This is a genomic window from Haloarcula hispanica ATCC 33960, assembly GCF_000223905.1.
GTDB classification, from domain to species: domain Archaea; phylum Halobacteriota; class Halobacteria; order Halobacteriales; family Haloarculaceae; genus Haloarcula; species Haloarcula hispanica.
This window is the reverse complement of sequence record NC_015944.1, coordinates 73,317-97,048: the sequence shown is the minus strand read 5'-3', so window position 1 is coordinate 97,048 and position 23,732 is coordinate 73,317. Positions and strand designations below refer to the sequence as shown.

The 23,732-nt window shown below is 62.6% G+C and carries 27 protein-coding genes; 16 read left to right on the top strand and 11 right to left on the bottom strand.

Going from position 1 to position 23,732, the window contains the following annotated elements:
- The first annotated feature begins 786 nt into the window (after positions 1-786).
- Positions 787-1,545: a creatininase family protein gene (locus HAH_RS17735; protein ID WP_044952791.1), complete on the top strand. Its 759-nt coding sequence runs from the start codon at positions 787-789 to the stop codon at positions 1,543-1,545.
- 254 nt (positions 1,546-1,799) lie between these two features.
- Here HAH_RS17735 and HAH_RS17730 read toward each other — a convergent pair whose 3' ends face one another.
- The 7 genes from HAH_RS17730 to HAH_RS17700 all read right to left on the bottom strand — a co-directional run bounded on the left by HAH_RS17730 (position 1,800) and on the right by HAH_RS17700 (position 8,947).
- The gene (locus HAH_RS17730; protein ID WP_014031079.1) at positions 1,800-2,243 is read right to left on the bottom strand and encodes a MaoC family dehydratase; all 444 of its coding nucleotides are present in this window, start codon (positions 2,241-2,243) and stop codon (positions 1,800-1,802) included.
- 207 nt (positions 2,244-2,450) lie between these two features.
- Positions 2,451-3,866, bottom strand: coding sequence for a sodium-dependent transporter (locus HAH_RS17725; RefSeq protein ID WP_014031078.1), 1,416 nt, complete (start codon positions 3,864-3,866; stop codon positions 2,451-2,453).
- Positions 3,867-4,039: 173 nt separating this feature from the next.
- Positions 4,040-4,738, bottom strand: a complete 699-nt coding sequence (locus tag HAH_RS17720) for an ABC transporter ATP-binding protein (RefSeq protein ID WP_014031077.1) — start codon at positions 4,736-4,738, stop codon at positions 4,040-4,042.
- Positions 4,738-5,544 carry an ABC transporter ATP-binding protein gene (locus HAH_RS17715; protein WP_014031076.1) on the bottom strand — a complete coding sequence of 269 codons (807 nt, stop codon included), beginning with the start codon at positions 5,542-5,544 and terminating at the stop codon, positions 4,738-4,740. The genes HAH_RS17720 and HAH_RS17715 overlap by 1 nt, the downstream gene beginning before the upstream one ends.
- Positions 5,544-6,698 (bottom strand): urea ABC transporter, permease protein UrtC, encoded by a 1,155-nt coding sequence (gene urtC / locus HAH_RS17710; RefSeq protein WP_014031075.1) that lies wholly within the window; start codon positions 6,696-6,698, stop codon positions 5,544-5,546. Before urtC ends, HAH_RS17715 begins: the two co-directional genes overlap by 1 nt.
- The gene (gene urtB, locus HAH_RS17705) at positions 6,699-7,637 is read right to left on the bottom strand and encodes an urea ABC transporter, permease protein UrtB (protein WP_014031074.1); all 939 of its coding nucleotides are present in this window, start codon (positions 7,635-7,637) and stop codon (positions 6,699-6,701) included.
- Positions 7,638-7,639: 2 nt separating this feature from the next.
- Positions 7,640-8,947, bottom strand: a complete 1,308-nt coding sequence (locus HAH_RS17700; RefSeq protein WP_014031073.1) for an urea ABC transporter substrate-binding protein — start codon at positions 8,945-8,947, stop codon at positions 7,640-7,642.
- A gap of 633 nt (positions 8,948-9,580) precedes the next feature.
- Here HAH_RS17700 and HAH_RS17695 point away from each other — a divergent pair.
- The 7 genes from HAH_RS17695 to HAH_RS17665 are packed head-to-tail and all read left to right on the top strand — an operon-like array spanning position 9,581 to position 14,839.
- Complete coding sequence (locus tag HAH_RS17695; RefSeq protein ID WP_014031072.1) at positions 9,581-9,985, top strand: urease subunit beta; 405 nt, start codon at positions 9,581-9,583, stop codon at positions 9,983-9,985.
- Positions 9,982-11,688 (top strand): urease subunit alpha, encoded by a 1,707-nt coding sequence (gene ureC, locus HAH_RS17690; RefSeq protein ID WP_014031071.1) that lies wholly within the window; start codon positions 9,982-9,984, stop codon positions 11,686-11,688. Before HAH_RS17695 ends, ureC begins: the two co-directional genes overlap by 4 nt.
- On the top strand, positions 11,685-12,071 hold the full coding sequence (locus HAH_RS17685; protein WP_014031070.1) for an urease subunit gamma: 387 nt from the start codon (positions 11,685-11,687) through the stop codon (positions 12,069-12,071). The genes ureC and HAH_RS17685 overlap by 4 nt, the downstream gene beginning before the upstream one ends.
- Complete coding sequence (ureG, locus tag HAH_RS17680; RefSeq protein ID WP_014031069.1) at positions 12,068-12,691, top strand: urease accessory protein UreG; 624 nt, start codon at positions 12,068-12,070, stop codon at positions 12,689-12,691. The genes HAH_RS17685 and ureG overlap by 4 nt, the downstream gene beginning before the upstream one ends.
- Positions 12,691-13,590, top strand: coding sequence for an urease accessory protein UreD (locus HAH_RS17675; protein ID WP_014031068.1), 900 nt, complete (start codon positions 12,691-12,693; stop codon positions 13,588-13,590). The genes ureG and HAH_RS17675 overlap by 1 nt, the downstream gene beginning before the upstream one ends.
- On the top strand, positions 13,590-14,153 hold the full coding sequence (locus HAH_RS17670; protein WP_014031067.1) for an urease accessory protein UreE: 564 nt from the start codon (positions 13,590-13,592) through the stop codon (positions 14,151-14,153). The genes HAH_RS17675 and HAH_RS17670 overlap by 1 nt, the downstream gene beginning before the upstream one ends.
- Positions 14,150-14,839, top strand: a complete 690-nt coding sequence (locus HAH_RS17665; protein WP_014031066.1) for an urease accessory protein UreF — start codon at positions 14,150-14,152, stop codon at positions 14,837-14,839. Before HAH_RS17670 ends, HAH_RS17665 begins: the two co-directional genes overlap by 4 nt.
- 91 nt (positions 14,840-14,930) lie before the next feature.
- Here the strand turns inward: HAH_RS17665 and HAH_RS17660 are convergent, their stop codons facing one another.
- Together HAH_RS17660 and HAH_RS17655 are read right to left on the bottom strand one after the other, a co-directional pair.
- Positions 14,931-15,491, bottom strand: coding sequence for a class I SAM-dependent methyltransferase (locus HAH_RS17660; RefSeq protein ID WP_014031065.1), 561 nt, complete (start codon positions 15,489-15,491; stop codon positions 14,931-14,933).
- A gap of 1 nt (position 15,492) precedes the next feature.
- Positions 15,493-15,933, bottom strand: coding sequence for a DUF302 domain-containing protein (locus tag HAH_RS17655; RefSeq protein WP_014031064.1), 441 nt, complete (start codon positions 15,931-15,933; stop codon positions 15,493-15,495).
- A gap of 454 nt (positions 15,934-16,387) precedes the next feature.
- On the opposite strand from HAH_RS17655, the gene trxA reads away from it, so the two are divergent.
- The 7 genes from trxA to HAH_RS17620 all read left to right on the top strand — a co-directional run bounded on the left by trxA (position 16,388) and on the right by HAH_RS17620 (position 21,381).
- Entirely contained in the window at positions 16,388-16,801 is a 414-nt protein-coding gene (gene trxA / locus HAH_RS17650) for a thioredoxin (protein ID WP_014031063.1), read from the top strand.
- A 265-nt stretch (positions 16,802-17,066) separates the two neighbouring features.
- Entirely contained in the window at positions 17,067-18,317 is a 1,251-nt protein-coding gene (locus tag HAH_RS17645) for a M20 family metallopeptidase (protein ID WP_014031062.1), read from the top strand.
- A 94-nt stretch (positions 18,318-18,411) separates the two neighbouring features.
- Positions 18,412-18,630 carry a YgaP family membrane protein gene (locus tag HAH_RS17640; RefSeq protein ID WP_008311830.1) on the top strand — a complete coding sequence of 73 codons (219 nt, stop codon included), beginning with the start codon at positions 18,412-18,414 and terminating at the stop codon, positions 18,628-18,630.
- 2 nt (positions 18,631-18,632) lie between these two features.
- A complete protein-coding gene (locus HAH_RS17635) occupies positions 18,633-19,226 on the top strand; it encodes a class I SAM-dependent methyltransferase (RefSeq protein WP_014031061.1) in 594 nt (197 codons plus the stop codon).
- A 147-nt stretch (positions 19,227-19,373) separates the two neighbouring features.
- Positions 19,374-19,610 carry a sulfurtransferase TusA family protein gene (locus HAH_RS17630; protein WP_014031060.1) on the top strand — a complete coding sequence of 79 codons (237 nt, stop codon included), beginning with the start codon at positions 19,374-19,376 and terminating at the stop codon, positions 19,608-19,610.
- Entirely contained in the window at positions 19,607-20,752 is a 1,146-nt protein-coding gene (locus HAH_RS17625) for an NAD(P)/FAD-dependent oxidoreductase (RefSeq protein ID WP_014031059.1), read from the top strand. Before HAH_RS17630 ends, HAH_RS17625 begins: the two co-directional genes overlap by 4 nt.
- A 2-nt stretch (positions 20,753-20,754) precedes the next feature.
- The gene (locus HAH_RS17620; RefSeq protein WP_014031058.1) at positions 20,755-21,381 is read left to right on the top strand and encodes a DUF1641 domain-containing protein; all 627 of its coding nucleotides are present in this window, start codon (positions 20,755-20,757) and stop codon (positions 21,379-21,381) included.
- Positions 21,382-21,417: 36 nt separating this feature from the next.
- Here the strand turns inward: HAH_RS17620 and HAH_RS17615 are convergent, their stop codons facing one another.
- Positions 21,418-21,990 (bottom strand): DsrE/DsrF/DrsH-like family protein, encoded by a 573-nt coding sequence (locus HAH_RS17615; protein WP_014031057.1) that lies wholly within the window; start codon positions 21,988-21,990, stop codon positions 21,418-21,420.
- Positions 21,991-21,992: 2 nt separating this feature from the next.
- Complete coding sequence (locus HAH_RS17610) at positions 21,993-22,238, bottom strand: sulfurtransferase TusA family protein (RefSeq protein ID WP_014031056.1); 246 nt, start codon at positions 22,236-22,238, stop codon at positions 21,993-21,995.
- Positions 22,239-22,486: 248 nt separating this feature from the next.
- Here HAH_RS17610 and HAH_RS17605 point away from each other — a divergent pair, with 248 nt between their 5' ends.
- Positions 22,487-23,728 carry an MBL fold metallo-hydrolase gene (locus HAH_RS17605; RefSeq protein ID WP_044952789.1) on the top strand — a complete coding sequence of 414 codons (1,242 nt, stop codon included), beginning with the start codon at positions 22,487-22,489 and terminating at the stop codon, positions 23,726-23,728.
- Positions 23,729-23,732: the final 4 nt, after the last annotated feature.

The following is a 23,732-nucleotide window of genomic DNA, read 5'->3' as shown; positions in this document are numbered from 1 at the left end:
ACAGAGATTGGGCTGTCGGGACCGCCGTCGCCTCACAGTCTTCGAGTCCTGCCAGAACCTCGTCGTTTGTTAGTGGGTCAATCGCCATACTACCCATTCGGGCTGGCAAGTAACAAGTTCTGGCACTCCGCTTCTGGTATCCTTCTGGAAGGAATGCAGCGTCGGTATGATGGGGACATACCCTTATTTGATTGAATATATAGAAATTCCCGCTATAATTTTTAATCCTGTTCACCATATAGCATTTAATACACTAGTTACTCATCCTATCCGAATTACTTCCCCAAATATTAAGATAGTCCAACACAATACCGAACTACATGAAGAGGCGGTTGCGAAAAGCGCTGGAAACGATACCTCTCTCACGGGATGATAGCACCACAAACCTTGATGCTTGCACAGAATGTGGTGGGCCCTCACTACCCGGTGCTGGCCGCTGCACTGACTGTTTAGAAGCGTAAAGTCATTCATAGTCCTGACGAGACGAAAGCCGGTTCTTCTATAGTAACAATTGAAACGATGTACACACTGATCGCACTGCCGTCGTGCGATCAGGTGTGCGTTGGTTTTCAATGGCTACTATAGTTACTACCCTCAGCGAAGCGGTTCGTAGACAGTATCATCGCGGTCAATATCGAGCAATGACGGCAATATCCGTGACCGTTCGGTTGCAGATGAAAATAACCAGTACAGAAAGCCGAGCCAGCAACAGATCCGCTGCCGACTGATAGGGAATAGTATCCAGATTTCGACATATATTTATCCGATAGCTATCATCTCTCAGTGATGGCTTCTCGCAGATCAGTGTGTCTTGAGGAGATGGTATGGCCGGAGATAGAATCTGCCCTCGACAACGGAACACGGACGGTTATCATCGCTGTCGGCTCGATCGAACAACACGGCCGACACCTGCCACTGAACATGGATACGCTGGACGGGGACGAACTCTCGCGCCGAATGGCGGCCGAAATGGGTGATGCTCTTGCCGCCCCCACAATTCGCCCCGGATGTTCGGGACATCATATGGAATTCCCCGGCACAATAACCGTGCCACCCGAGACATTGATGGATGTCATCCGGTCGTACTGCAGATCCCTCGACACCCATGGCTTCGAACACATCGTTCTCGTCCCGACTCACGGTGGAAACTTCGGGCCGGTCAAAACCGTGGCTCCTGACATTGCACGTGAACTCGAAGCCTCGGTGATCCCGCTCGCTGATCTCGACGAACACATGCAGTTGCTGAATGAGGGTCTCAGCAAGGCCGGTATCGAGTACAAACAGGATGTAATCCACGCCGGGGCCGCCGAAACAGCGATTGTGCTGGCCATCGATGAGGGTCTCGTCAGGACGGAGAATATCGAACCCGGGCCTGAAGGTGACATTTCGCCGGCTCGGCTGCTAAGTGAAGGGTTCAAATCAATCACCGAAAACGGTGTCCTCGGTGATCCGACAGCGGCGACCACCGAGGCCGGAGAAGCGATTATCGAGAACGTCGTCGAGGCGTACGTCGAGGCAGTCGAGACCGAACGCAACGCAGTGTAGTCGAAGGCGTGAGAGCGTGTGTCCACTTTGGCGCTGGCTGAGAGAAGACGGATACCAGCAGGCCTCGCCGATGCATACTAGTTTGTGACTACGACTCGAATACACGTCAACACCTGAGTGCGTACGTGGCAATCTCGCAGGCTGTCTCAGATTGTTCCGGTGGGAGCGATGCCGTCTCAGCTATGGGCCAGAACACGGCTAAAAACGAGCGGTCTCCACGTTACTGGCACGTATCCCACAGCTTGGCTGTGTCGTCACTCGTCGGTCTCGCGGCGGATCATGGCTGTCGCCTCGTATGAAATAACCAGTTCGTCGTCCTGATTCAGTCCTTCGTGGCGGGTGGTGATGTACCCACGACTCGGGTCGCTGTCGGAGGGTCGCTTGTCGATGATTTCGGTTCGTAGTCGTAGCGTGTCACCGGGTTGGAGCGGTTGATGCCAGCGGAGATCGTCGACACCGACGCCAGCCTGTGTTGCCATATCCTCGCTGTTCTCGACGTTGAGACGCATACAGATCGCGGCGGTCTGCCACCCGGAAGCGACTAGCCCGCCGAAGACGGAGTCCTTCGCTGCGTCCGCATCGGTGTGGAACGGTTGCGGATCGTACTTCTCGCCGAATTCTACGATCTCGGATTTCGACACAGTGTATCCATCGGATTGTCGTACGTCGCCAACCGAAACATCCTCGTAAAGTTTCATACGATCATGCACAGGGTGCACAAACAAAAAACCGGCGCGATCACCGACAGAATGCAGTTCCGTGGGTATGGCAGCAATACCGGATTCAGGAATTATTGCGATGCGTTCGAGAGGCGCTGGCGAACAATATGCAGTAAGCCAAAGCGGCGAACAAACCCTCTCGGTGGTGCCGTGCTCAGAATAGCAGCGGAATCAAGCGCGGCGTACTTAGCTCGAACTCAGTCGGTCGCTCCAGTTTCCGCTCGTAACTGCGACGGCGAGGGCAACAGTGCCGACCACAGCGATAAGCGCTCGGCCGCCGAGTCCCAGCGACATCCCAGCGAGCGACGCGAGCGTGTTCGTCAGCAGGAACAGCACGACGACGGGGAGAACCCAACTGACCGTCAGGAGCCACGGCCTGGCCAACCACCCGAAGCTTTCGGTTCCGGCGCGGAACTCCGTCAGCGCTTCCCCGCGCAGTAGCCAGCCGACGATGACGGTGAACGCGAACAGTCCGACGGTCAACATTAAGTCTGCGAGCGTGCCGGAGACGAACTGGAACACCGGGCTTGTGAGTGCCAGCCCGCTCCCGGTGGCCGCAAGCAGGGCCGAGACCAAGACCGTTGCCCGGCGTCGCGGGACGCCGAAGCTATCGACGAGCGTGGCGACCGGCGTTTCGAGCAGGCTGATACCGCTGGTCACCGCGGCCATCAACACGGTCGCGAAGAACGCCGTCGCGACGAGTTCCCCGCCCGGAAGCGTCGCAAAAGCCGTCGCGAGCGCGACGAACAACGCGCCAGGGCCGCCCTGTCCGGGGTCGACACCCTGGGAAAACAGCAGCGGAATGACGACCAAGCCGGCGAGGACACCGATGAACGTGTTCGAGACAGCGATGACCAGCGTATCTCGCGGAAGGGATGCGTTGTCGTCGAGATACGAGGCGTACGTCAGCATTACCCCAGCGCCGAGCGAGAGCGTGAACAGCGCCTGGCCCGCCGCTGGCCCGATAACGCTCAGGAAGTTGGCGGCGAGATACTCGGCGTCGAAGCTGAGATAGAACGCGTAGCCGGCGGCCGTACCCGGCTGGGTGGCCGTCCATACCGCGAGGCCGAGCAGGATTAGCACGACGCCGGGCAGCATCACCTTCGAGACGCGTTCGATACCGTGGCTCACGCCGAAGAAGACGATCCCGGCGACGCTCCCGAGAAACAGCAGGTGAAAGGCGACCGCTTCGAGGCCGAAGCTCATTGCTCCGAAGTACTGCTGGGGCTGCCCGAAGTACGCCCCGACCGGCGAGACCAGCGTGTAGCGAAGGATCCACCCGCCGACGACAGAGTAGAACGAAAGGATGACGAGCGTCGTGAGGACGTTGAACGCGCCCAGCCACGACCCCCAGCGGGAGCCGGTGAGCGAGCGAAGCGCCGCGGTCGGCGTCTGTCGGCCACAGCGGCCGAGGACGAACTCAGCGAGCAGTCCCGGGACGCCGATGCCGACGACGACGAGCAGGTAGACGATGAGGAACGCGCTGCCACCGTTCCCGGCGGTCAGCCACGGGAACCGCCAGATGTTCCCGAGGCCCGCGGCACCGCCGACGGCGGCCAGCACGAAGCCGAGGTTCGATATCCATGAATCACGATCGGACATTCGTGTACACGTCTGTACAGTGGGTACTCAAATCCCTGTTGATTCGGTTGCTTGCCCGTGATTATGAAGTTATCAGATAGACAACAGCCGGGCCCGTATGCCGACTATGCCACAGCAGTCCGTATCGACTGCCAGCACACCAGCCACCTGGCGCGAAAATCCCGTAATCCGCCTCAGACCGCGAGGTACTCCGCAATCGCGTCCTCGTCGGCGATTGTCGACGGACCGAGTTCATCGACGACCGTCCCGCGCTCCATCGCGTAACAGCGGTCGGCCATCTCGCGGATGACCCCGAGGTTCTGCTCGACGAACAGAATCGTCGTCCCGAGGTCCTCGTTAATCGTCTGCATGTCCTGGCTGATTTGGTCAACGATAGATGGCTGGATGCCCTCGCTCGGTTCGTCAAGCAGGAGCAGGTCGGGGTTCGAGACCAGTGCCCGGCCGATGGCAAGCATCTGCTGTTGTCCGCCCGAGAGCGTCCCAGCCTCCTGACTGGCCCGCTCTTCGAGGACCGGGAAGTACTCGTATATCTGGTCGTACAGCGTCTCGTCGCTGTCCGACCGGATGGTCTCGCCCATCTTGATGTTCTGCTCGACGGTTAGCTTGGGGAACACGTCCCGGCCCTGCGGTATGTAGCCGATGCCGGCCCGTGCGCGCTCGTCGGCCGAGGTAGTCGTCAGGTCGGTGCCGTTGTACCGGATGGCCCCGTTGCTGGGTTCCAGTAGCCCCATCACAGTCTTCAGGAGCGTCGTCTTTCCGACCCCGTTTTTCCCCATCACGCCGACGATTTCCCCTTCCTCGACGGAGAGGTCCACGTCCCGCAGTATCGGTGTCGTGTCGTAGGCGGCGGTGACACTGTCGAGTTCGAGCATCACGACTCACCTCCCAGATATATCCGCTGGACCTCGGGGTCCGACTCTATCTCCTCGATTGGCCCTTCACGGAACACCTCACCGTTGTGCAGCACAGTCACTTCTTCGGCGATGTTCGCGACGAAGTCGGTGTCGTGTTCGATGACGACGAAGGCGATGCCTTGCTCCTCGTTGAGCCGAGTGATCCGCTCGGCGATGGCTTCGCGCTCGGCCACGTCGAGGCCGGCAACCGGTTCGTCAAGCAGGAGCAGGTCGGGTTCGAGTGCAGCGGCCATCCCGATTTCCAGTTGTTGTTGCTGCCCGTGTGAGAGTTGGCCGGCGTCAACGTCCTCGTAGCCGGTGAGCCCCGCGGCCTCGATGGCCTCGGCGACCAGCCGCCGTCGCTCCTCCCCGTCGGCGAACTGCTGAACGGGAAGCCTAACGTTCTCTCTGACGCTCAGGTCACCGTAGACGGACGGGACCTGGAATTTCATACTGATCCCGCGTGAGATCCGCTCGTGTGGGTCGAGATCGGTGATGTCGTGGCCGTTGTAGTAGATACTGCCATCGGTCGCCTCGTAGGACCCGGTAATCAGGTTCAGCAGTGTCGACTTGCCAGCGCCGTTGGGACCGATGAGACAACGTAGCTCCCCCTCGGCGACGGAGAAATCCACGTCGTCCGTGGCGGTGAACCCGCCGAACTGCTTCACGAGCCCGTCGGTCTGCAGCAGCGTCTCCGTCCTGTCGCCCGTTGCCAGTTCCGCGGCGGTCTGTCGGACGTTCGGTCCGAGCGAATCGATGTCGGATTCGGTTTCAGTATCACTCATTAGTCACTCACCTCACTCGACGCGTCGGGTGCGTCAGCCCCGCCGGCCTCGCCCGGACCGAGCCGGGCTTCGACGATCTGCTGGTGGACCCACGGGACGAACCCGCCGGGGAGCACCAGAATCGTCACCAGCAACAGGGTCCCCAGCAGGACCAGCGCCAGTTCTCCGGCCATCGAGATGCGGAGGTATTCGACGCCCAGCGTGGCGACGACAGCCCCGAGCAGGCTCTTTCGGCCGCCGAGGCTCACCCAGATGACCGGCAGCGTCGCGAACAGCAGCGAGAACACGGTCGGGTCGATGTAGACGTTCCGTGCGGCGTACAGCACGCCGGAAAGGCCCGCCAGCGCGCCCCCGAGCGTGAACACGACGAACTTGACGCGGGTCACGTTGTAGCCGAACATCTCGGTTCGGTCCTCGTCCTCGCGGACGGCGACCATCACGCGGCCGTAGTCCGAGTTGACCAGGGCGCGCAGCCCGAGGTACGCCCCGACCAGCAACGTCAGCACGAGGTAGTAGAACGGGCTGATCTCGACCGCCCCGATGCCGATTATCCGCATCGGGAACGGGTTGTAGATGAACTGGTAGGACGCCCCGCCGACGCCGAGGGTCAACAGGGGGATGTCCGGCATCCCGTTGAAGCCGCCCAGCGCCGCCTCGCCGATGGCCCACTCGGACCCGGCGGTCTGGGCCATGAACGTGTGCAGCACGATTGTCGAGACGAGCGTGATGATGGTCACGTAGACGTCGCGCACCCCGCCGTAGAACATGAAGTAGCCCAGTATCGCCGCGCTGACGCCACCGCCGACGATGCCGGCGATGACAGCAGCCGTGATACCGCCCGGGGTCGCATAGTTGATCGAGACGACGCCGAACGTGTAGGCCCCGATGCCGAAGAAGACGACCTGGCCGAAGCTCAGCACGCCCGAGTAGCCCCAGACGACCGACAGCGAGAGCCCCAGCAGGGCCAGTACCATGAACAGCGACAGCTGGGACCTGTCGCCGAACAGCGGGTAGACCGCAAGCGCCGCGACGGCGACGAGGAAGCCGACCCAGAACCCCCGCGAGTCGCCGATGGTGTTCGGCCCCTCGAACCGACTGCGGAGCCGACTCGGGAGCGAACTGTTCGCCTCGCCGTGTGCAGTGTCTGTCGACATTTATTCGCTCTCCTGTCTCCGTTTCCGTAGTTGTTCGATGAACCCGGTGATGCCGTCGGGGAGGAACCGCAGCGCGACGAGCGCGGCCACGAGCAACGCGATGCGGCCGATGAACGTCCCGTAGAGGTTCGAGAACACGGCCAGTATCGCCCCGAGGACGCCCCCCGACAGCGCGGTCCCGAGGACGACGCTCGGGCCCCCGACCACGACGGCGACGAACGACTCGACGAGGAACTGGTCCCCGAGCGTCGGCCGCATCGTGACGACCGGCGCGAAGAGCGCGCCCGTCAGTCCCGCCAGTGCCGACCCGATGCCGAACGTCAGCATGTACATGCGCTCGGTGTTGACGCCCATCGCCTGTGCGGTCTCCTTGTCCTGTATCGTCGCCCGGGCGCGCATCCCGAAGTCGGTCCGGGTGAACAGGTAGTAGGTGGCGACGAGCAGCCCGATGCTGACGCCGGCGAGGACGATTCGGTACGTCGAGTAGGAGAACGCACCGTACTCGATGGGGCCAAAGGGCGTCGAGAGGCCGTCGATGGAGTTGCCGTAGGCGATTCGGGTCCCCTGGGTCAGTATCAGGCTGAGCCCGAACGTGGCGACCATCGAGTCGGCCAGCCGGTCGTACAGCGGCTCGATGATGTCACGGCCGAGGGTCCGCTGGCTGACCCAGTTGGGCCACGCCCCGGAGATGATGACCCGCTCGGTCAGAATCCCGAACAGGCCGGTGACCAGGCCGCCGGCGACCATCGCCACGACGAGCGGGAGGCCGAGTTGCGTCACTGCCAGCGTCGCGGTGTAGGCACCGATGAGGATGAACTCCCCGTGTGCCAGGTTGATGACGCCCATGATCCCGAAGATGATGGCCAACCCCGCCGCGGCGAGCACGATGAACGCGAAGCTATCGAGGAACTGTAACGCGAGGTTGATGCCGTTTACCATCCCTATTCGGCCTCCTCGTAGTAGTCGACCGGGGTGTACTGGGTCTGTTCCGGGTTCTCGGGGAGGTTACAGCCGGCCGTCTCCGAGAGGAACGTTTCGGGTATCTGGCGGTTCTCGACGGCTTCGACGTTGTGTTCCTCGTCTGCGCGCATGATCCACATGTGGTGGTCGACGTGGTGGGTCGCACCATCGAGACGGATCGTCTCACCCTCTGGCGCTTCGGGTGCCTCTTCCGTGCCGAGTTCGATCCCCGACTCCAGGGCGTCGATGACTTCCGGCTGTTCGGTGGTGCCGGCCTGCTCGACGGCCTTCTTGTACATGTACGTCGAGAAGTAGTTGGTCTCGGCCTCCTCGTTGAGGTACGGCGCGTCGGGATACATTTCGAAGTACCGGTCGACGAAGCCGCCGTCGCCCGTGTTGCTCTCGGTCGGTACCTCCTCCATGTAGTTGACGCCGGCGTAGATATTGGCCATCGCCGGGGCATCGAGCCGTCGGTGCTCGTACCCCTGTGCCATCGCCGTCGAGGTGCCGATAGGAATGTCGAGGCCGGCCGAGGCCTTCTGTTCGTAGAACGACGTGTGGTTCGCGCCAACGAGCATCGACATCACGAAGTCCGGGTCGGCCTCCTGAATCCGGTTGATGGTCGACCCGAAGGAGGACTCGCTCAGCGGGATGAACTCCTCGCCGAGGACGTTCGCGTCGTTTTCGTTGGCCAGCACCTTCACCCAGTCCGCGGAGAGCTGGCCGAAGTTGTAGTCAGCCGCGATAGTGTAGATGTCCGGGCCGAACTCCTCGACCAGGTACGGGAGGACGATGCCGAGTTGCTGGCGCGCGGTCGGGCCGACCGCGAAGGTGAACTCGTCGCAGACGCCGCCCTCGTACTGGGTGGTGTAGAAGTACAGCTGTTCGTTGCGGTCGATTATCGGCCGGATGGCCTCCCGGGTCGCCGAGGAGTAGCCGGCCCACAGCGCGTCGACGTTCTCCTCGTTGATGGCCGTTCGGGTGAGTTCCTGATAGCGCTGATTGTCCGACTGTGGGTCGCGCTGGAACGTCTCGATTTGCTTCCCGTCGATACCGCCGTTGGCGTTGATTTCCTCGATAGCGAGCATCGACGCCTTTGCTTTCGGGTCGCCAACGAGGGCGAAGTTCCCGGACTGATCCTCGAGGACGCCGATTTTGAGTGTCTCGGCGCTGCTCGCGGTATCGGTCGAAGTTCCACCTTCACCGGCCGAACAGCCGGCGAGGCCAGTGACGAGTGCGGCCCCGCTCGCGCCGAGGAACTGGCGCCGACTGACAGACGGACGACTCATGCTTTCACCACCAGTTTCTGATTGTTGTTGGAGCTATTATACCCACATTCCTTGTTCATATCTCGTCCTTTGTTCGTGATATCCGAACGTTCGTCCATGATTTCGATCACAGTGTTGCCGTCCGGGAGGGGGAAAATAAGGTTTACCACTCTTATCTTATATTGTCCGCCATACAGACTGGAGAGTATAAGGTCGTCAAAGGATATGACGAATAGGCATCGAAATCACTAGAATTGGCGTGCAAATTTGCATTATTTAGTAATTTTAGCATTTTTCTAGTCAATGCGGCAAAAATAGAAAATAATGGTATTTTTCCGTCGCAGCGGTTTGTCTTGCCGCAGTCGGCGAGTTTTGTGCTCTTGTCCCTCCAAATCGCCCGTCATATTCTCGCCCGCGCTACAGGAGCCACCTATCGTCGGCACTGCCAGCAGACTGGACGTGAGTCGTGTTGGCTTCGGGAAGTAGGACAATTCGATAGTCGAACCCCTTTATGTAGGGCCGAAACTTTAGCATTTAATCCGGTTCTCGATATAGAGGCGTCACTTGCGCAGAGAGCAATCATTTTAGTATGTGTATTCAAAGAGAAGGGCAGATGATAGACAAACAGTCAGAAATACTCGAGGCGGTGGCGCGATGAGCGATGGACTCGTGCCCGGTGAGGTCATCCCGGGTGAAGGGACAGTGACGCTGAACGAAGGCCGAGAGACGACGGAAGTGACTGTCGGGAACACCGGCGACAGACCCTCGCAAGTCGGGTCGCACTTCCACTTCTTCGAGGCTAATGCGGCCCTGGAGTTCGACCGCGAGGCGGCCATGGGAATGCGGCTGAACATCCCCGCCGGGACGGCCGTCCGGTTCGAACCCGGCGACGAGCAAACGGTCGAACTCGTCGAAATCGGCGGGAAGCGACGCGCCCACGGGATGAACGGACTTGTCAACGGGAGTGTCGACGGCGAGACGGGCGACGCGGTCGAACGCATGCGGGCGGCCGGGTTCCGGGAAACCGGGGCCGACGGCGACGAGGAGGGAGCGGAGTGACACGCGACATCGACCGCGAGAACTACGCCGAGCTGTACGGGCCAACGACGGGTGACAAGGTCCGCCTGGGTGACACGGAACTGTTCGCCGAAGTCGAGGACGACCTGCGGACCCACGGCGACGAGGCGGTGTTCGGCGGCGGGAAGACGCTCCGGGACGGGCTGGGAATGGCCCCCGGCGTCACACAGGCGGAGGGCGCGCTCGACTGGGTGCTGACGAACGCGACGATTATCGACCCGATACTCGGTATCGTCGCCGCCGACATCGGCATCCGGAACGGCGAGATCGCCGGCATCGGGAAGGCCGGCAACCCCGACACGATGGACGGCGTCGACATGGTCGTCGGCCCGTCGACGGACGTCTACCCCGCCGAGGGGAAGATTGCCACCGCTGGTGGCCTCGACATCCACATCCACTTCAACTCCGCACAGCTCCACGAACACGCGCTCTCGGGCGGTATCACGACAATGCTCGGTGGCGGGTACGGCGGCGGCGCGACGACGACCACGACCGGCCCAGAGAACGTCAAACGCTTCCTGCAGGCCGCCGAAGCGTGGCCGGTCAACGTTGGCTTCTACGGGAAGGGCAACGCCTCCGACCCCGGCCCGCTCCGCGAGCAGGTCGAGGCCGGTGCCTGCGGGCTGAAACTCCACGAAGACTGGGGGTCGACGCCCGAGACGATCAACACCTGTCTCGAAGTCGCCGAGGACGAGGACGTGCAGGTGTGTATGCACACGGACACGCTGAACGAGGCTGGCTTCGTCGAGAACACCTTCGGTGCCGTCGACGGCCGGACCATGCACCTGTTCCACATCGAGGGCGCGGGCGGCGGCCACGCCCCGGACATCATGGAGATGGTCGGCGAGCCGAACATGCTCCCGTCGTCGACGAACCCCTCGATGCCCTACACCGACAACACGTTCGATGAACATCTGGACATGGTAATGGTGTGTCATCACCTCAACCCCGACGTGCCGGAGGACGTGGCCTTCGCCGAGTCCCGCGTTCGCGCAGAGACAATCGCCGCCGAGGACGTGCTTCACGACATGGGCGCGATATCGATGATGACCTCCGACTCGCAGGCGATGGGCCGGATGGCCGAAGTCATCCCGCGGACGTGGCAGACGGCCTCGAAGATGAAGTCCCAGCGCGGCCCGCTCCCCGAGGACGAGGGGACCGGCGCGGACAACCACCGCATCAAGCGCTACATCGCGAAGTACACCGTCAACCCCGCAATCTCGGCTGGTATCGAGGACCACGTCGGGACGCTCGAACCCGGCAAGCTCGCCGATATCTGCCTGTGGGACCCTGCGTTCTTCGGCGTCAAGCCGGCGATGACGTTCAAGGGCGGCTTCCCGGTCCACTCGGAGATGGGCGAGGCCAACGGGTCGTTGATGACCTGCGAACCGATTCTCCAGCGGGAACGCGCTGGTGCGGTCGGCAAGGCCAAACACGCCCTCTCGCTGTCGTTCGTCTCGCCGGCGGCCGCCGAGGCCGGCATCGGCGACGAGTACGGACTCGACTCCCGTGTCGTTCCAATCGAGGGCGCTCGCACGCCCGGCAAGGACGACATGGTGTACAACAGCTACTGCCCCGACGACATCGAAGTCGACCCCGAGACCTTCGAGGTCCGGGTCGACGGTGACCACGTCACCTGCGAACCGGCTTCCGAACTCCCACTCGCACAGCGGTACATGCTATGAAACTCACAGCCAAAGAACAGGAACGACTCACGGTCTTCACCGCTGCAGAGGTCGCGCGGCGGCGCAAGGAACGCGGCGTCCCGCTGAATCACCCCGAAGCGGTCGCCTACATCAGCGACTGGTGCATCGAGCGCGGCCGGGACGGCCAGTCGGTCGCCGAAATCCGCTCCGGCGCGTCGAAGCTGCTCGGCCGCGAAGACGTGATGGACGGCGTCCCGGAGATGATCGACATGATTCAGGTCGAGCCGGTGTTCCCCGACGGTACGAAACTCGTCACGGTTCACGACCCGATTCGCTCCGACAGTGTCGGGTCGGCCGACGACGATGCACCTGAGGGAGAGACGGCGACCAATGGCGGAGACTCAGCGGGGACAGACGAATGAGTCTCACACATCGGGACGTGGCGACGGTCGGCATCGGCGGCCCGGTCGGGTCCGGAAAGACCTCACTGCTGACCGCGCTCGTCCCAGAGCTGCGCGAGCAGGGACTTGACGTGGGCGTCATCGCCAACGACATTCTCACGCAAGAGGACGCAGACGTGCTACGCGAGCGCTTCGCCGGAGTCGTCCCCGAGGACCTTGTGGCCGGCGTCGAGACCGGGGCGTGCCCACATACGGGCATCCGTGAAGACCCGTCGATGAACCTCCAGCAGATCGACTCGTTCCTGGCTGACCACCCGGAACTTGACCTGGTGCTGGTCGAGAGCGGCGGCGACAACCTCGCGGCGACGTTCAACCCCGAACTCGCCGACTACTCGCTGTACGTCATCTCGGTCGCGGAAGGGGAAGACATCCCTCGAAAGCGCGGGCCGGGAGTGGTCGATTGTGACCTGCTCGTCATCAACAAGACGGACCTCGCGCCCCACGTCGGCGTCGACCTCGACGTGATGGAGCGGGACGCCGACGAGGTCCGGGACGGGCCGGTCGTCTTCACCAACTGTAAGGACGAGACGAACATCGACGAGGTGCTGTCACACGTCCGCGAGGGGGTGCTGTTCGCCTGATGGCCGCCGACGCGCCCCATCCGGCGTTCGAGGGGTATGCGACCGAGGCCGTGCCACAGGCCGCCGTAGGGTCGCCGGGGAAAGACGGCGTGCTCGAACTGACCTTCGAGCGGACGGCCGACGGGACGACCCTGGTCCACGACTACGCGACGGTCCCGTTCCACATCTCGGGGACGCTGGGGCACGACCCCCATCCCGACGCCAACACCGTCTTCGTCCAGTCGCCGACCGGCGGCGTCGCCCAGGGTGACCGCCACGACGTGTCGATAACTGTCGGAGACGAGGCTGTCGCTCACGTCTCGACTCAGAGCTCGACGAAAGTCCAGACGATGACGTGTAACTACGCCGCCGCCGACACGACCCTCAGCGTCGGCGCCGGCGGCCACCTGGATTACGTGCCCGAGCCGACGATTCTCCACGCCGATTCAAGATACGTGCAGGAGATGACGGTAGACCTGTCGCCCGGCGCAACCGCCGTCGTCAGTGACGTGGTTGTCCCTGGACGCCTCGCTCGGGGCGAGCGCTTCGAGTTCGAGCGATATCTCTCCCGCGTGCGCGGGACCGGGCCTGACGGACTCTTGTTCGAGGACGCAACTCATCTGACGCCGGAAGACAGGGACCCGACAGTACCCGGCGTTCTCGGCGAGTTCACCGTCTACGGGACGACGTTCGTCCTCGCGCCGGACCACGACGAATCCGAACTGAGTGACGCGCTACATGCGGCCGTCACCGACGACGAGGCCCGGGCCGGTGCGACAGCGCTCCCCAACGGGGCTGGCGTTGCGGTCCGTGCTCTGGGCGACCGGGCTGAGACCGTACAGGCTACGCTCCACGCGGCCTGGGACCACGCCAGACAGGAACTGCTGGACGCGCCCGCGCCGTCCGGGAGGAAGTACTGATGCTGGTCGCAGACACCTATCTCGGCCACCGCGACGACGCGACCGTTGCGGAAGATATCGATACGTCGGACCACGCTACGGTCGTGCTCTCGGACACCGAACGCCAACGCTCGCGAGTCCGCACTGAGACGACAGACGGCTGTGACCTCGGTATCGTGGTCGCCCGCGACCTCGCTGACGGCGACGTGCTGGAAGCTGAAGACGGCACACTCGTCGTCGTCGAACTCGCCGCCATCGAGGCCCTCGTGCTCGATTTCGCCGACAGCGATGTTTCACCGACCGCGGCGCTGGAACTCGGTCACGCAGTCGGGAACAGACACTGGAACCTCGCGGTCCGCGACCGAGAGACCCTGTTCCCCGTGACCGACTCGAAGGAACGGATGGAGACGACTGTCGCAGAACTGCTGCCCGCAGACGTGCCGACGCGGTACGAACACGTTCCGCCGACAACGTTCGATGATGAAGGGGTTGACCACACGCACCGCGACGGTACCGGCATGCACGACGGCGGCGGCCACGCCCACGACCACGGCGTCCGGACTATCGATGGGGGCGACCAATGAGCGACGCCGCAGCGCTCGAATCGTTCCGGCTCGCGGACTCGTTCCTCCCGGTCGGGACCTACACCGTCTCCTACGGACTGGAACAGTTCATTCAGGACGACCGGGTCGAAGACGCGGCAGACCTCGAAGCGCTCCTGTCGACGTACCTCCGCCAGCAAGTCGGACCCGCCGAACTCGTCGCGCTCCGGGCTGCACACGCCGCCGCAGCCGATGGGAATTTCGAAGCGGTCTGTCGGGCCGACCGGCGGCTTTCGGCCGTGACGCTGGCCGCGGAGTTCCGCGAGAGCGCCCAGCAGTCCGGCGACCGACTGCTCTCGCTTCAGACAGAACTGTGTGAGGAGGCGCTGCTGGACCGCTACGCCGAACGCGTCGACGCCGACGAAGCGCCCGGCAACTACGCCGTGGTGCTCGGCGTTGCGACAGCCCTGGCCGATGTGGCTGTCCGTGACGCCTGCTTGCTGTGCTGTCACGGGTTCGTCACCGGACTGTTGGGGGCAGCCCAGCGCCTCCTCTCGCTCGGCCACACAGATGCCCAGCGAATACTGGATGACCTACAGCCGGTGATGACGGCCGCAGTCGACGATAGCGCGGATCAGGGGATAGACGAGATGACACCGTTCGCACCGCTGGTGGATGTGCTGGCCGCCGAGCACGAACGTGCGGAGCGGCGGCTGTTCGCCAGTTAACGGCCGACCCACGACGGCGGAATCCCTTGACCCGGAGGGTCCGAGTTGCACTCGGCCAGAGCAGAAATGACGTGACCGGTAGCCAGTTCTGTTATTCGGCACTCGCAACGAGCAGGAACGTCTCCGGTCGCACCGCCTCGAACTCGATTGTGAATCCGTGCTGGCGGAGCGTGTCCGTTGCCTCAGTAGCGGAAAACCGCTCGTCGACGGGCGGGCCGTTGCGACCACTGCCGGAGGCCGCCCAATCGGCGATGGCGAACGTCCCGCCTGAGTTGAGCACCCGTGCGACCTCGTTCAGCGCCCCGTCGCTAGCGAATTCGTGGTACGTCATCGTCGAGAACGCCCCGTCGAGACTGCCGGTATCGAACGGGAGGTCGTCGACCGCACTCGTCACGAGGTCGACGTTGTCAGGGACGCCTTTCTCCCGATAGTAGTCGTGCATCGCTTCCTGGATGTCGACAGCGTACACTGATTCGACGGCCGGTGCGATGTCGTCGGTGTAGAACCCGGTCCCGCTCCCGAGGTCCGCGACCGTCTCGTCACTCTCGGGTGAGAGCGCCCAGTGCAACTCTTCTGCAGAGAGTGAGCGGTACCGTTGCTGGGCGTCTTCGAGTTTGTCGGCCCGGCCGGCGTCGAACGTGTGATACCCCATGTTAGAGGTTCCGGAACGCCTCGTCGACGATTTCGCCGGTGTCGGCGACGATGTCCGCCATCTCCTCGTTGTCGGGAGCCATCCCGACGAGGCGGGCGATTCGCATAATCGAGACGTGATAGACGCGCTGTTGTCCGGGTTCTTCCTCCCAGATGACGACGTTACAGGCCATGAGCGCACCGAGTTTGTTGTCTGTCGCATCGAGAGCGCGGTCAGCGACTTCGGGGTTACAGGCCCCCAACACGTAGTAGGGGTCACGGTCCGCATCGATCTTCTCGTTGAGCATTTCGGAGGGCGAGAACTCGACGGGGACACCGAACCCGGCGTCGGTGAACACGTCTCGGACGTGTTCGATGGCGTCTTCGTGGCTCATTTCGAGCGTCGCCTGTTGTTCGCCGATGTCTTCGGGGTCGATCTGGCTCGGGTCGATTGGGAGTACCATTCGTGTGTTGTATTGTGCCTACAGAGCAAAGTCTCTTCGGATACGGTGTCGAAAGGACGGAGAGAATTTTCGAGTACCGGATCGAGAAGTGGGGTCGCCACTCGTCGATATTGCAACCGTAGCTCGTCGGCGGAGTATGTCTTGTATGTGGTACGTCGGAATCGATGTGGCTATCAAATGGCTAGTAAAGTACGCCATTACCGACCACTTCCACGGGTACTGAGGCAATTCTACCTGTGAACCCCACACGATAGGCCACACCGACTTGTTGTCATATATGAGACTGGCCGGCCCCGGTTACCGTTTGAGAGAACCGACGGCTGTGACGCCGAGGGTGAGAATCGACTGCTGGTCAGATCACACTCTTGACTTTCGTATAGACTCCCGCAGTGCAACCCAGTATTGCAAAGGATGTACAAAACAAATAAGTCGATCCGGTCCGAATGTCGGAGTGATGACTGACGAGCTAGAGGAGATCAGACGACAAAAACTGGACGAGCTTCGTACCCGGGGTGAGTCGGGTAGTACCAACGAATCTGAATCAGGAGACCCCTCTGAGCCGATTACGGTCGATGGAAAAGCCGAGTTGTCCGACACGACTACCGATCACGACGTGGTTCTGGTCGACTTCTACGCCGACTGGTGTGGGCCGTGCCAAATGCTTGAACCCGTCGTCGAAACCGTCGCGGCCGAGACCGCCGCGACAGTGGCGAAAATCGACGTCGACGCGAACCAGGAGCTCGCCGCCGAGTACGGCGTTCGAGGAGTCCCGACGCTGCTTCTGTTTGCCGACGGGGAGCCGGTCGAGCGACTCGTCGGAATGCAGGACGAATCACAACTGCGTGCCGTAATCGAAAAGTACGCGTGATTCGGGCGGTAGCGAGTTTCCCTGAGAGAAACGGAGGCAAATCCCGTCTTACAAGCGTGGGGGACTCGTAGCGGTTCATCTGGACTCCGTTCTGTAGTCGTTTCTCTCCACGGCCGGGCTCCACGTATAATACTACACAGTATTGTAATATCTGCGAAATACTTTTGCGCACACTGATTCTATTATAAGATATGACGTTGGTTTTCACCCACCCAGAAACGGCCTGGACGACAGCAAAGGACGTTAACGGTATATTCGGCCACACATGAGTCCCGCTGTTCCCCTCACCTACGTTCGAGACCGCCGCGAGGAACTGGTCACACTCGCCCTCGACCTCCTGGCGATAGACACGTCGAACCCGCCCGGGGATACGCGTGCGATTGTGACCGAGATCGAGGGATTCCTCGACCCGCTGCCGGTCGACGTCAAGCGGTTCGCAGTCGACCCGGCGAAGCCGAACCTCCTCGTTGGGATTCCCGGTGAGTCGGACCGAACGCTGCTGTACAACGGGCATCTCGATACGGTGCCCTTCGAGGCCGACGCATGGACTCACGCTCCGCTCGGCGAGCGCGTCGAAGACCGCGTGTATGGCCGCGGCGCGACCGATATGAAAGGTGCCGTGGCATCGATGCTGCTTGCCATCCAGGCTTTCGCCGCAACCGACGCTGAACCGCCTGTCACGCTCCTGTTTGCCTTCGTGAGCGACGAGGAAGTGGGCGGTGACGCCGGCCTTCCCGCGCTGCTGGAGGCCGAGAAACTCGACGCGGACGCGTGCGTTATCGGCGAACCGACCTGCGAGGCGGGCCGTCACTCCGTCACGGTTGCTGACCGGGGCAGCATCTGGTTGACGCTCGAAGCCAGCGGCGAGGGGGCCCACGGTTCCCGGCCGATGCTGGGCATCAACGCGGTCGACCGACTCTACGACGCCGTCGAGACGCTGCGTGACCGCTTTGGCTCTAGACGACTCGATATCGCCCCCAAAGTGGAACCGATTGTCGACGAGTCGGTCGAATACTACGCCCCATCGCTGGGTGAAGATGTCGCGCGGGACCTGTTCCGGTACCCCACGATAAACCTCGGCATTTTCGAAGGTGGCGACGCGGTAAACAGTGTTCCGCAGTCCGCCCGCGCCGAAATCGACATCCGATTGACCGCCGGGGTTGAGACGCCCGACGTGCTCTCGGAGATCCGGTCCTGTGTCACCGACTGTGAGGGGATTACGATTACCGATGTCTCCTGGAGCGTCGGGACTGCCGAGGAGTCCGACAGCCCGCTCGTCGAAGCGGTCACGTCGACGGCGGCGGACGTCACAGGTGAACGCGTCTTCCGACGGAGTGCCACGGGCGGCGGCGATGCCAAGACGCTCCGGAACGCGGGCATTCCGACCGTCGAGTTTGCGCTCGGGACCGATACCGTCCACACCCCCGACGAGTACGTCCCGGTCGATGTGCTCGTCGACAATGCAGCCGTCTACACGAGACTGCCGGCAGTGTGGGCGTCACAGACAGCACCGTAGCAGTCCGTTGCGGTGTGATTTTGTCGGCGCGACTGCTCCGGTGGTCACCGTGCATCGAGTAAGACTTAGGTAGATGTATTGCGTATTTGTGGGTATGGAGAACAATATTGGAGCGACTGATAGACTGACCCGCATCGCTGTTGGCCTCGTGCTGGCAGTTGCTGGACTGGCGACGCTCGGCGGTCTGCTGGGCTTCGGAACGACGGTCGGCGCGGTCGCGACACTGCTTGGTGTCGTCCTCGTCGCGACTGGCCTCGTCCGGATGTGCCTCCTGTACCGACTGCTGGGTATCGACACGTCGGGTTCCCGCTAGGGATGGACCGGTTCCAGAACACCGGCCAGCCCGACTGGGACTGGTGGGGCAAACTCTGGCCGACGCCCGGCGCGACGCTCCGGACACTCGGTGTCGCGTCCGGCGAGTCAGTCGCCGAGGTCGGCTGTGGAAGCGGGTACTTTGCGCTCCCAGCCGCCCGCATCGTCGAGCCCGAGCCGGTGTACGCGCTCGATCTGGATGCGGCCCTCCTCGACGAACTCGAAGATCTCGCCGACCAACAGGAGATCGAGAACGTCGTCCCAATCCACGGCGATGCTCGGAACCTGCCTTCGGCGCTCACTGCCCGCGTCGACACGCTCATGATAGCAAACACGTTGCACGGCGTCGACGACCAGTCCGGCTTTATCCGACAGGCCTTCCGGGCGATTGAGGCTGGCGGGAGCCTACTCGTCGTGAACTGGCACGACCGTCCGCGCGAAACCACGACCGTTGCGGGCGAACCGCGAGGGCCGCCGACGGGGCTTCGGATGCCCCCAGCGGCAACCGAGGATGCGGTGCTCTCGGCGTCGGAGTTCACGCTTGAGCGGCAGGTCGAACTGCCGCCGTACCACTACGCCCTCGTGTTCACCCGATAGAGATAGCGGCGCGCTCCCGGCGGTTCCGTACTCGCCGTACGATCGATACGCTTGCTCCACTGCGCCGGACTCATCTGTTTTCATAATCTTGGAATTTACGCACAATACTAATACAGGTGAGCTCCAACTACCTCCTGTGAGACTCCCATGACTGACATCGAACCCGACGAAACCGTCGACGCCCGAGGCGCAGCCTGTCCCGGTCCGCTGATGGACCTCATCGGACAGATCCGAGATGCCGAAGCCGGTGACGTGGTTCGGCTCCTGAGCGACACCGACCAGTCGCTCACCGACGTTCCGGAGTGGGCCGAAGAGGCCGGCAACGAACTGCTCGCTATCGAGGAGCTCGACGACCACAACGCGTTCTACCTGGAGAAAGCATGACCGAGCACGTCGTCATCGTCGGTGGTGGGACCGGTGGCACCGTCCTCGCGAACGACCTCGCCGACCGACTGGACGTCGAGCTTGCCGCCGACGACGTCCGAATCACGCTGATCAACGACGGACCTGACCACGTATATAAGCCGGTCTGGCTGTACGTGCCGTTCGGACAACGCGAACCGGCAGACGGTCGGCGACCGCTCGACGAGCTCGTCGACGACGCCGTCGACCTTCGAATCGACCGCGTGACCGCAATCGACACCGAAGCCCAGCGACTGCGGTTCAACGGCACCGCTCCGGCAGTCGACTACGACTACCTCGTGCTGGCGACCGGGTCGACGCTAGAGCCCGAACGGATACCCGGCCTCGCGGACGGTGGGCACGATTACTACAGCGAGTCGGGCTCGACCGCCCTCCGTGACGAACTGCTTGGGTTCACCGAGGGGCACCTCGTGTTGAGCGTCATCGGGTCGCCCCACATGTGCCCGGCGGCACCACTGGAGTTCGTCTTCATGGCCGACGACTGGCTCCGCGAGCGCGGGCTCCGCGACGACGTCGACATCACCTACACATACCCGATCCAGCGCGTCCACGGCAACCCCCATATCGCCGAATGGGCCCGACCGATTATGGACGAACGCGGCATCGAGGTCGAGACGTTCTTCAACGCCGAGGAAGTCGACCCGGATTCGGAGACGCTCACCTCGATGGAGGGGACCGACCTCGACTACGACCTCCTCGTGACGATTCCGCCCCACGGCGGTATCGACCTCATCGAAGAGGCGGGGCTCGGCGACGACGGGTGGGTCGACGTCGACAAGCACACGCTCGAAGCCGAAGCCGCCGAGAACGTCTACGCGCTCGGCGATACCGCCGATACCGGCGTCCCGAACGCTGGGAGCGTCGCCCACTACCAGGCCGGCGTCGTCGGGCAGCGCCTCGCCAGTGAAATCCGCGGCCGTCCGGCAACAGCGACCTACGACGGGAAGACGCTGTGTTTCATCGAAACGGGGATGGACGCGGCGTCGTTCGTCGAGTTCGACTACGAGAACCAGCCGTCGCCGGCGCCGCCCTCGGAGAAACTCCACTGGTCGAAGCTGGCGTACAACGAGTCCTACTGGCTCACCGCACGGGGGTTGCTCTGACCATGTCCGGAGAAGAGGTTTCCGAGCAGACCGACCTCGAAGCGGCAATCCAGCAGAATCCCGAGGCCGTCGCGGAGTTCGTCGAACACCTCGACGCCGTCAACGAGTTGCTGGACGTGCTCTCGCTCGGCGAGAGTGCGCTCTCCGATGAGATGGTGCGTGAGCTCTCGGCCACCGGCTCGACCCTTGCCGAGTCTGCAGACGGGCTTGCGACCGACGAGACCGTCTCCCTGGCCGAGACCGTCGGTGAGAACGGCGATGAGTTGCAGGACGCGCTGGAAACCCTGCTCGCGCTCCAGCGAAGCGGCACGCTCGACGAACTAGCCGAGCTCGCCGAAGTCGGCTCGCTGGCGACCGCCGCGCTCGACGACGAGATGGTCACGTCGCTGGCCGGTACCGGTGCCGCGCTCGGCGAAGTCGCACAGACGGCAGCAGACGACGACACCCGCGACGGTATCGAGACGCTACTGGCGGGCCTCGGTGAAGCGGAGCGCGAACCGGCCGAGCCGGTCGGTCCCGTCGGTCTGCTTCGCGGGCTACGCGACCCGGACGTTCAGTACGGGCTCGGCTACTTGCTGGCGCTTGCCGGCGCAGTCGGCCGTGAGCGCGCCGAGGAAAAGACAGAATAGTTGTCTGCCGCAGCTAGCTGTGCGCGATTGGTCGTTTCAGACAAGAAGTTGGATGTCGGCGTCGGCCATGTCCTGCAGCGCTGTCGCAGCGCCGACACCGGTGGTAACGCCGTCGTAGAAGTCGGCCTCGTCGTAATCCATCAGGTCGATGGTCATCTGGCAGGCCTGGAACTCCACGCCCATATCGAGGCTCGTCTCCAGCAGCTCCTCAATCGTCGCGGTGTCGTTGTTCGCGATGCGCTTTTCCATCATCTTCGTCGTTACGCGGTCCATGCCAGGAATCGCGGCGACCGCGTTCGGCATCGGCATATTCGGATTCCCGACGGAGCTCAGTTTGAGGTTCTTCGAGCGTTCCTCGTGGAGGATGTCTAGCCCCCAGAACGTGTGGAAGACAGTCACCTCGTACCCGAACGCAGCGGCGGTGCTGGCGAGGATGAGCGGGGGGTACGCCATGTCGAGCGTGCCCTTCGTCGCAATGATGCTCATCTTCTTCGTGTCGTCCTCGCTCGTGGCCTCCGCGAGCGCGTTTTCCAGTTCGTCGACGCGGGCGGCCAGCTCCGCACGCGAGGGAGTGTCGTCGGACGCCGCGTCTGGTGTGTCCGTGCTCATCGTTACTCCGTCTTGCGGACGTAGTGCTTGTACACGTCGTCGCCCTCCTCCTGGTCGACGAGTTCGACGCCCTCAGTACCGGCCGCCCAACCGTCGATGTCGCTCATGCTGCCCGGGTCGGTCGCTAGTACTTCGAGGACGTCACCCTCGGCGAGGTCGTCGGTAGCCGACTTCGTCTTCACCACTGGCATGGGACACGATGCACCTTTCACGTCGAGCGTCTCCGCGATATCGAATTCAGCGTTCATTGGTTATTCGCTCCGTTGAGTTGTCTTGGAGCTAACGCACAATACCGCCCGGTCAAGTAAAAGATTGTCGATTCTTGTGAGTTTAGCAAACAACTACTCACCTAATTTTCGGCCTCAAATGCCCTATTATGCTAATTCAGGCCATATTTTATTTACTCGTGGGTCTGTTTGGCCGATAGTATTGTTTAGAATGTGGATTACTATGCAAATGCTTTTGTGCGTCCGCCCGGTAGAAACGAGTGCACAAAATGAACGCTGACGACTTTCCGACGCCAGACGTCGACGTGGAAACGACCGATCCGGAATCGCTCAAAGACCGCATTGACGCTGGTGAAGACGTGACGCTTCTCGACGCGCGTATGCAATCAGACTACGACGAGTGGCGCATCGACGGCGAAAACGTCACCTCGCTCAACATCCCGTACTTCGAGTTCCTTGAGGACGACATCGACAGCGACGTCCTCGCTCAGATTCCCGACGACCGCGAAGTGACCGTCCTGTGCGCGAAGGGCGGCGCCAGCGAGTACGTCGCGGGCACACTCGCGGAACACGGCTACGACGTCAACCACCTCGAAGACGGCATGAACGGGTGGGCGAGCATCTACGAGGCCGTCGAAGTCGAACGCTACGACGGCACCGGCACACTCCTGCAGTACCAGCGACCGTCCTCAGGTTGTCTGGGCTATCTCCTCTACGACGACGGCGAAGCCGCCATCATCGACCCGCTACGTGCGTTCACCGACCGGTATCTCGATGACGCCGCTGAACTCGGTGTCGAACTCAAGTATGCACTCGATACGCACATCCACGCCGACCACATCTCCGGCGTTCGCGACCTCGACGCAGAAGGCGTCGAGGGCGTCATTCCAGAGGCCGCCGTCGACCGCGGCGTCACCTACGCCGCGGAGCAAGGCTCCACGGGCCCTGCCTCGCAAGCTCGGCAGGACACCGACGACCTGACGACTGCCGAAGACGGCGACACGTTTCAGGTCGGCGACGCGACTATCGAGACAGTCTCCACGCCCGGCCACACGACCGGGATGACCTCCTATCTCGTCGACGGGAGCCTGCTCGCGACCGGTGACGGGCTCTTCATCGAGAGCGTCGCTCGCCCCGACCTCGAAGAGGGCGACGAGGGCGCGCCCGAAGCCGCGCGTATGCTCTACGAGTCCCTTCAAGAGCGTGTGCTAACACTGCCTGATGGCACGCTTATCGGCGGCGCGCACTTCAGCGACGCGGCCGAACCCGCAGAGGACAGTACATTTACCGCCCCAATCAGTGCGCTCGTCGAAGAGATGGACGCGCTCACCATGGACGAGGACGCGTTCGTCGAGCTCGTCCTCTCGGATATGCCGCCGCGGCCGGCCAACTACGAGGAGATCATCGCGACGAACCTCGGGCAGAACGCCGTCGACGACGAGGAAGCGTTCACGCTGGAACTCGGGCCGAATAACTGCGCCGCTAGCCAGGAATCCCTTGCGGGTGACTAACGAC

Excerpts from the sequence above, each read along its gene's own strand:
- HAH_RS17735 (WP_044952791.1), top strand. The coding sequence starts at position 787 with ATGGCTTCTCGCAGATCAGTGTGTCTTGAGGAGATGGTATGGCCGGAG.
- HAH_RS17730 (WP_014031079.1), bottom strand. The coding sequence starts at position 2,243 with ATGAAACTTTACGAGGATGTTTCGGTTGGCGACGTACGACAATCCGAT.
- HAH_RS17725 (WP_014031078.1), bottom strand. The coding sequence starts at position 3,866 with ATGTCCGATCGTGATTCATGGATATCGAACCTCGGCTTCGTGCTGGCC.
- HAH_RS17720 (WP_014031077.1), bottom strand. The coding sequence starts at position 4,738 with ATGCTCGAACTCGACAGTGTCACCGCCGCCTACGACACGACACCGATA.
- HAH_RS17715 (WP_014031076.1), bottom strand. The coding sequence starts at position 5,544 with ATGAGTGATACTGAAACCGAATCCGACATCGATTCGCTCGGACCGAAC.
- urtC (WP_014031075.1), bottom strand. The coding sequence starts at position 6,698 with ATGTCGACAGACACTGCACACGGCGAGGCGAACAGTTCGCTCCCGAGT.
- urtB (WP_014031074.1), bottom strand. The coding sequence starts at position 7,637 with ATGGTAAACGGCATCAACCTCGCGTTACAGTTCCTCGATAGCTTCGCG.
- HAH_RS17700 (WP_014031073.1), bottom strand. The coding sequence starts at position 8,947 with ATGAGTCGTCCGTCTGTCAGTCGGCGCCAGTTCCTCGGCGCGAGCGGG.
- HAH_RS17695 (WP_014031072.1), top strand. The coding sequence starts at position 9,581 with ATGAGCGATGGACTCGTGCCCGGTGAGGTCATCCCGGGTGAAGGGACA.
- HAH_RS17685 (WP_014031070.1), top strand. The coding sequence starts at position 11,685 with ATGAAACTCACAGCCAAAGAACAGGAACGACTCACGGTCTTCACCGCT.
- ureG (WP_014031069.1), top strand. The coding sequence starts at position 12,068 with ATGAGTCTCACACATCGGGACGTGGCGACGGTCGGCATCGGCGGCCCG.
- HAH_RS17675 (WP_014031068.1), top strand. The coding sequence starts at position 12,691 with ATGGCCGCCGACGCGCCCCATCCGGCGTTCGAGGGGTATGCGACCGAG.
- HAH_RS17670 (WP_014031067.1), top strand. The coding sequence starts at position 13,590 with ATGCTGGTCGCAGACACCTATCTCGGCCACCGCGACGACGCGACCGTT.
- HAH_RS17665 (WP_014031066.1), top strand. The coding sequence starts at position 14,150 with ATGAGCGACGCCGCAGCGCTCGAATCGTTCCGGCTCGCGGACTCGTTC.
- HAH_RS17660 (WP_014031065.1), bottom strand. The coding sequence starts at position 15,491 with ATGGGGTATCACACGTTCGACGCCGGCCGGGCCGACAAACTCGAAGAC.
- HAH_RS17655 (WP_014031064.1), bottom strand. The coding sequence starts at position 15,933 with ATGGTACTCCCAATCGACCCGAGCCAGATCGACCCCGAAGACATCGGC.
- trxA (WP_014031063.1), top strand. The coding sequence starts at position 16,388 with ATGACTGACGAGCTAGAGGAGATCAGACGACAAAAACTGGACGAGCTT.
- HAH_RS17645 (WP_014031062.1), top strand. The coding sequence starts at position 17,067 with ATGAGTCCCGCTGTTCCCCTCACCTACGTTCGAGACCGCCGCGAGGAA.
- HAH_RS17640 (WP_008311830.1), top strand. The coding sequence starts at position 18,412 with ATGGAGAACAATATTGGAGCGACTGATAGACTGACCCGCATCGCTGTT.
- HAH_RS17635 (WP_014031061.1), top strand. The coding sequence starts at position 18,633 with ATGGACCGGTTCCAGAACACCGGCCAGCCCGACTGGGACTGGTGGGGC.
- HAH_RS17630 (WP_014031060.1), top strand. The coding sequence starts at position 19,374 with ATGACTGACATCGAACCCGACGAAACCGTCGACGCCCGAGGCGCAGCC.
- HAH_RS17625 (WP_014031059.1), top strand. The coding sequence starts at position 19,607 with ATGACCGAGCACGTCGTCATCGTCGGTGGTGGGACCGGTGGCACCGTC.
- HAH_RS17620 (WP_014031058.1), top strand. The coding sequence starts at position 20,755 with ATGTCCGGAGAAGAGGTTTCCGAGCAGACCGACCTCGAAGCGGCAATC.
- HAH_RS17615 (WP_014031057.1), bottom strand. The coding sequence starts at position 21,990 with ATGAGCACGGACACACCAGACGCGGCGTCCGACGACACTCCCTCGCGT.
- HAH_RS17610 (WP_014031056.1), bottom strand. The coding sequence starts at position 22,238 with ATGAACGCTGAATTCGATATCGCGGAGACGCTCGACGTGAAAGGTGCA.
- HAH_RS17605 (WP_044952789.1), top strand. The coding sequence starts at position 22,487 with ATGAACGCTGACGACTTTCCGACGCCAGACGTCGACGTGGAAACGACC.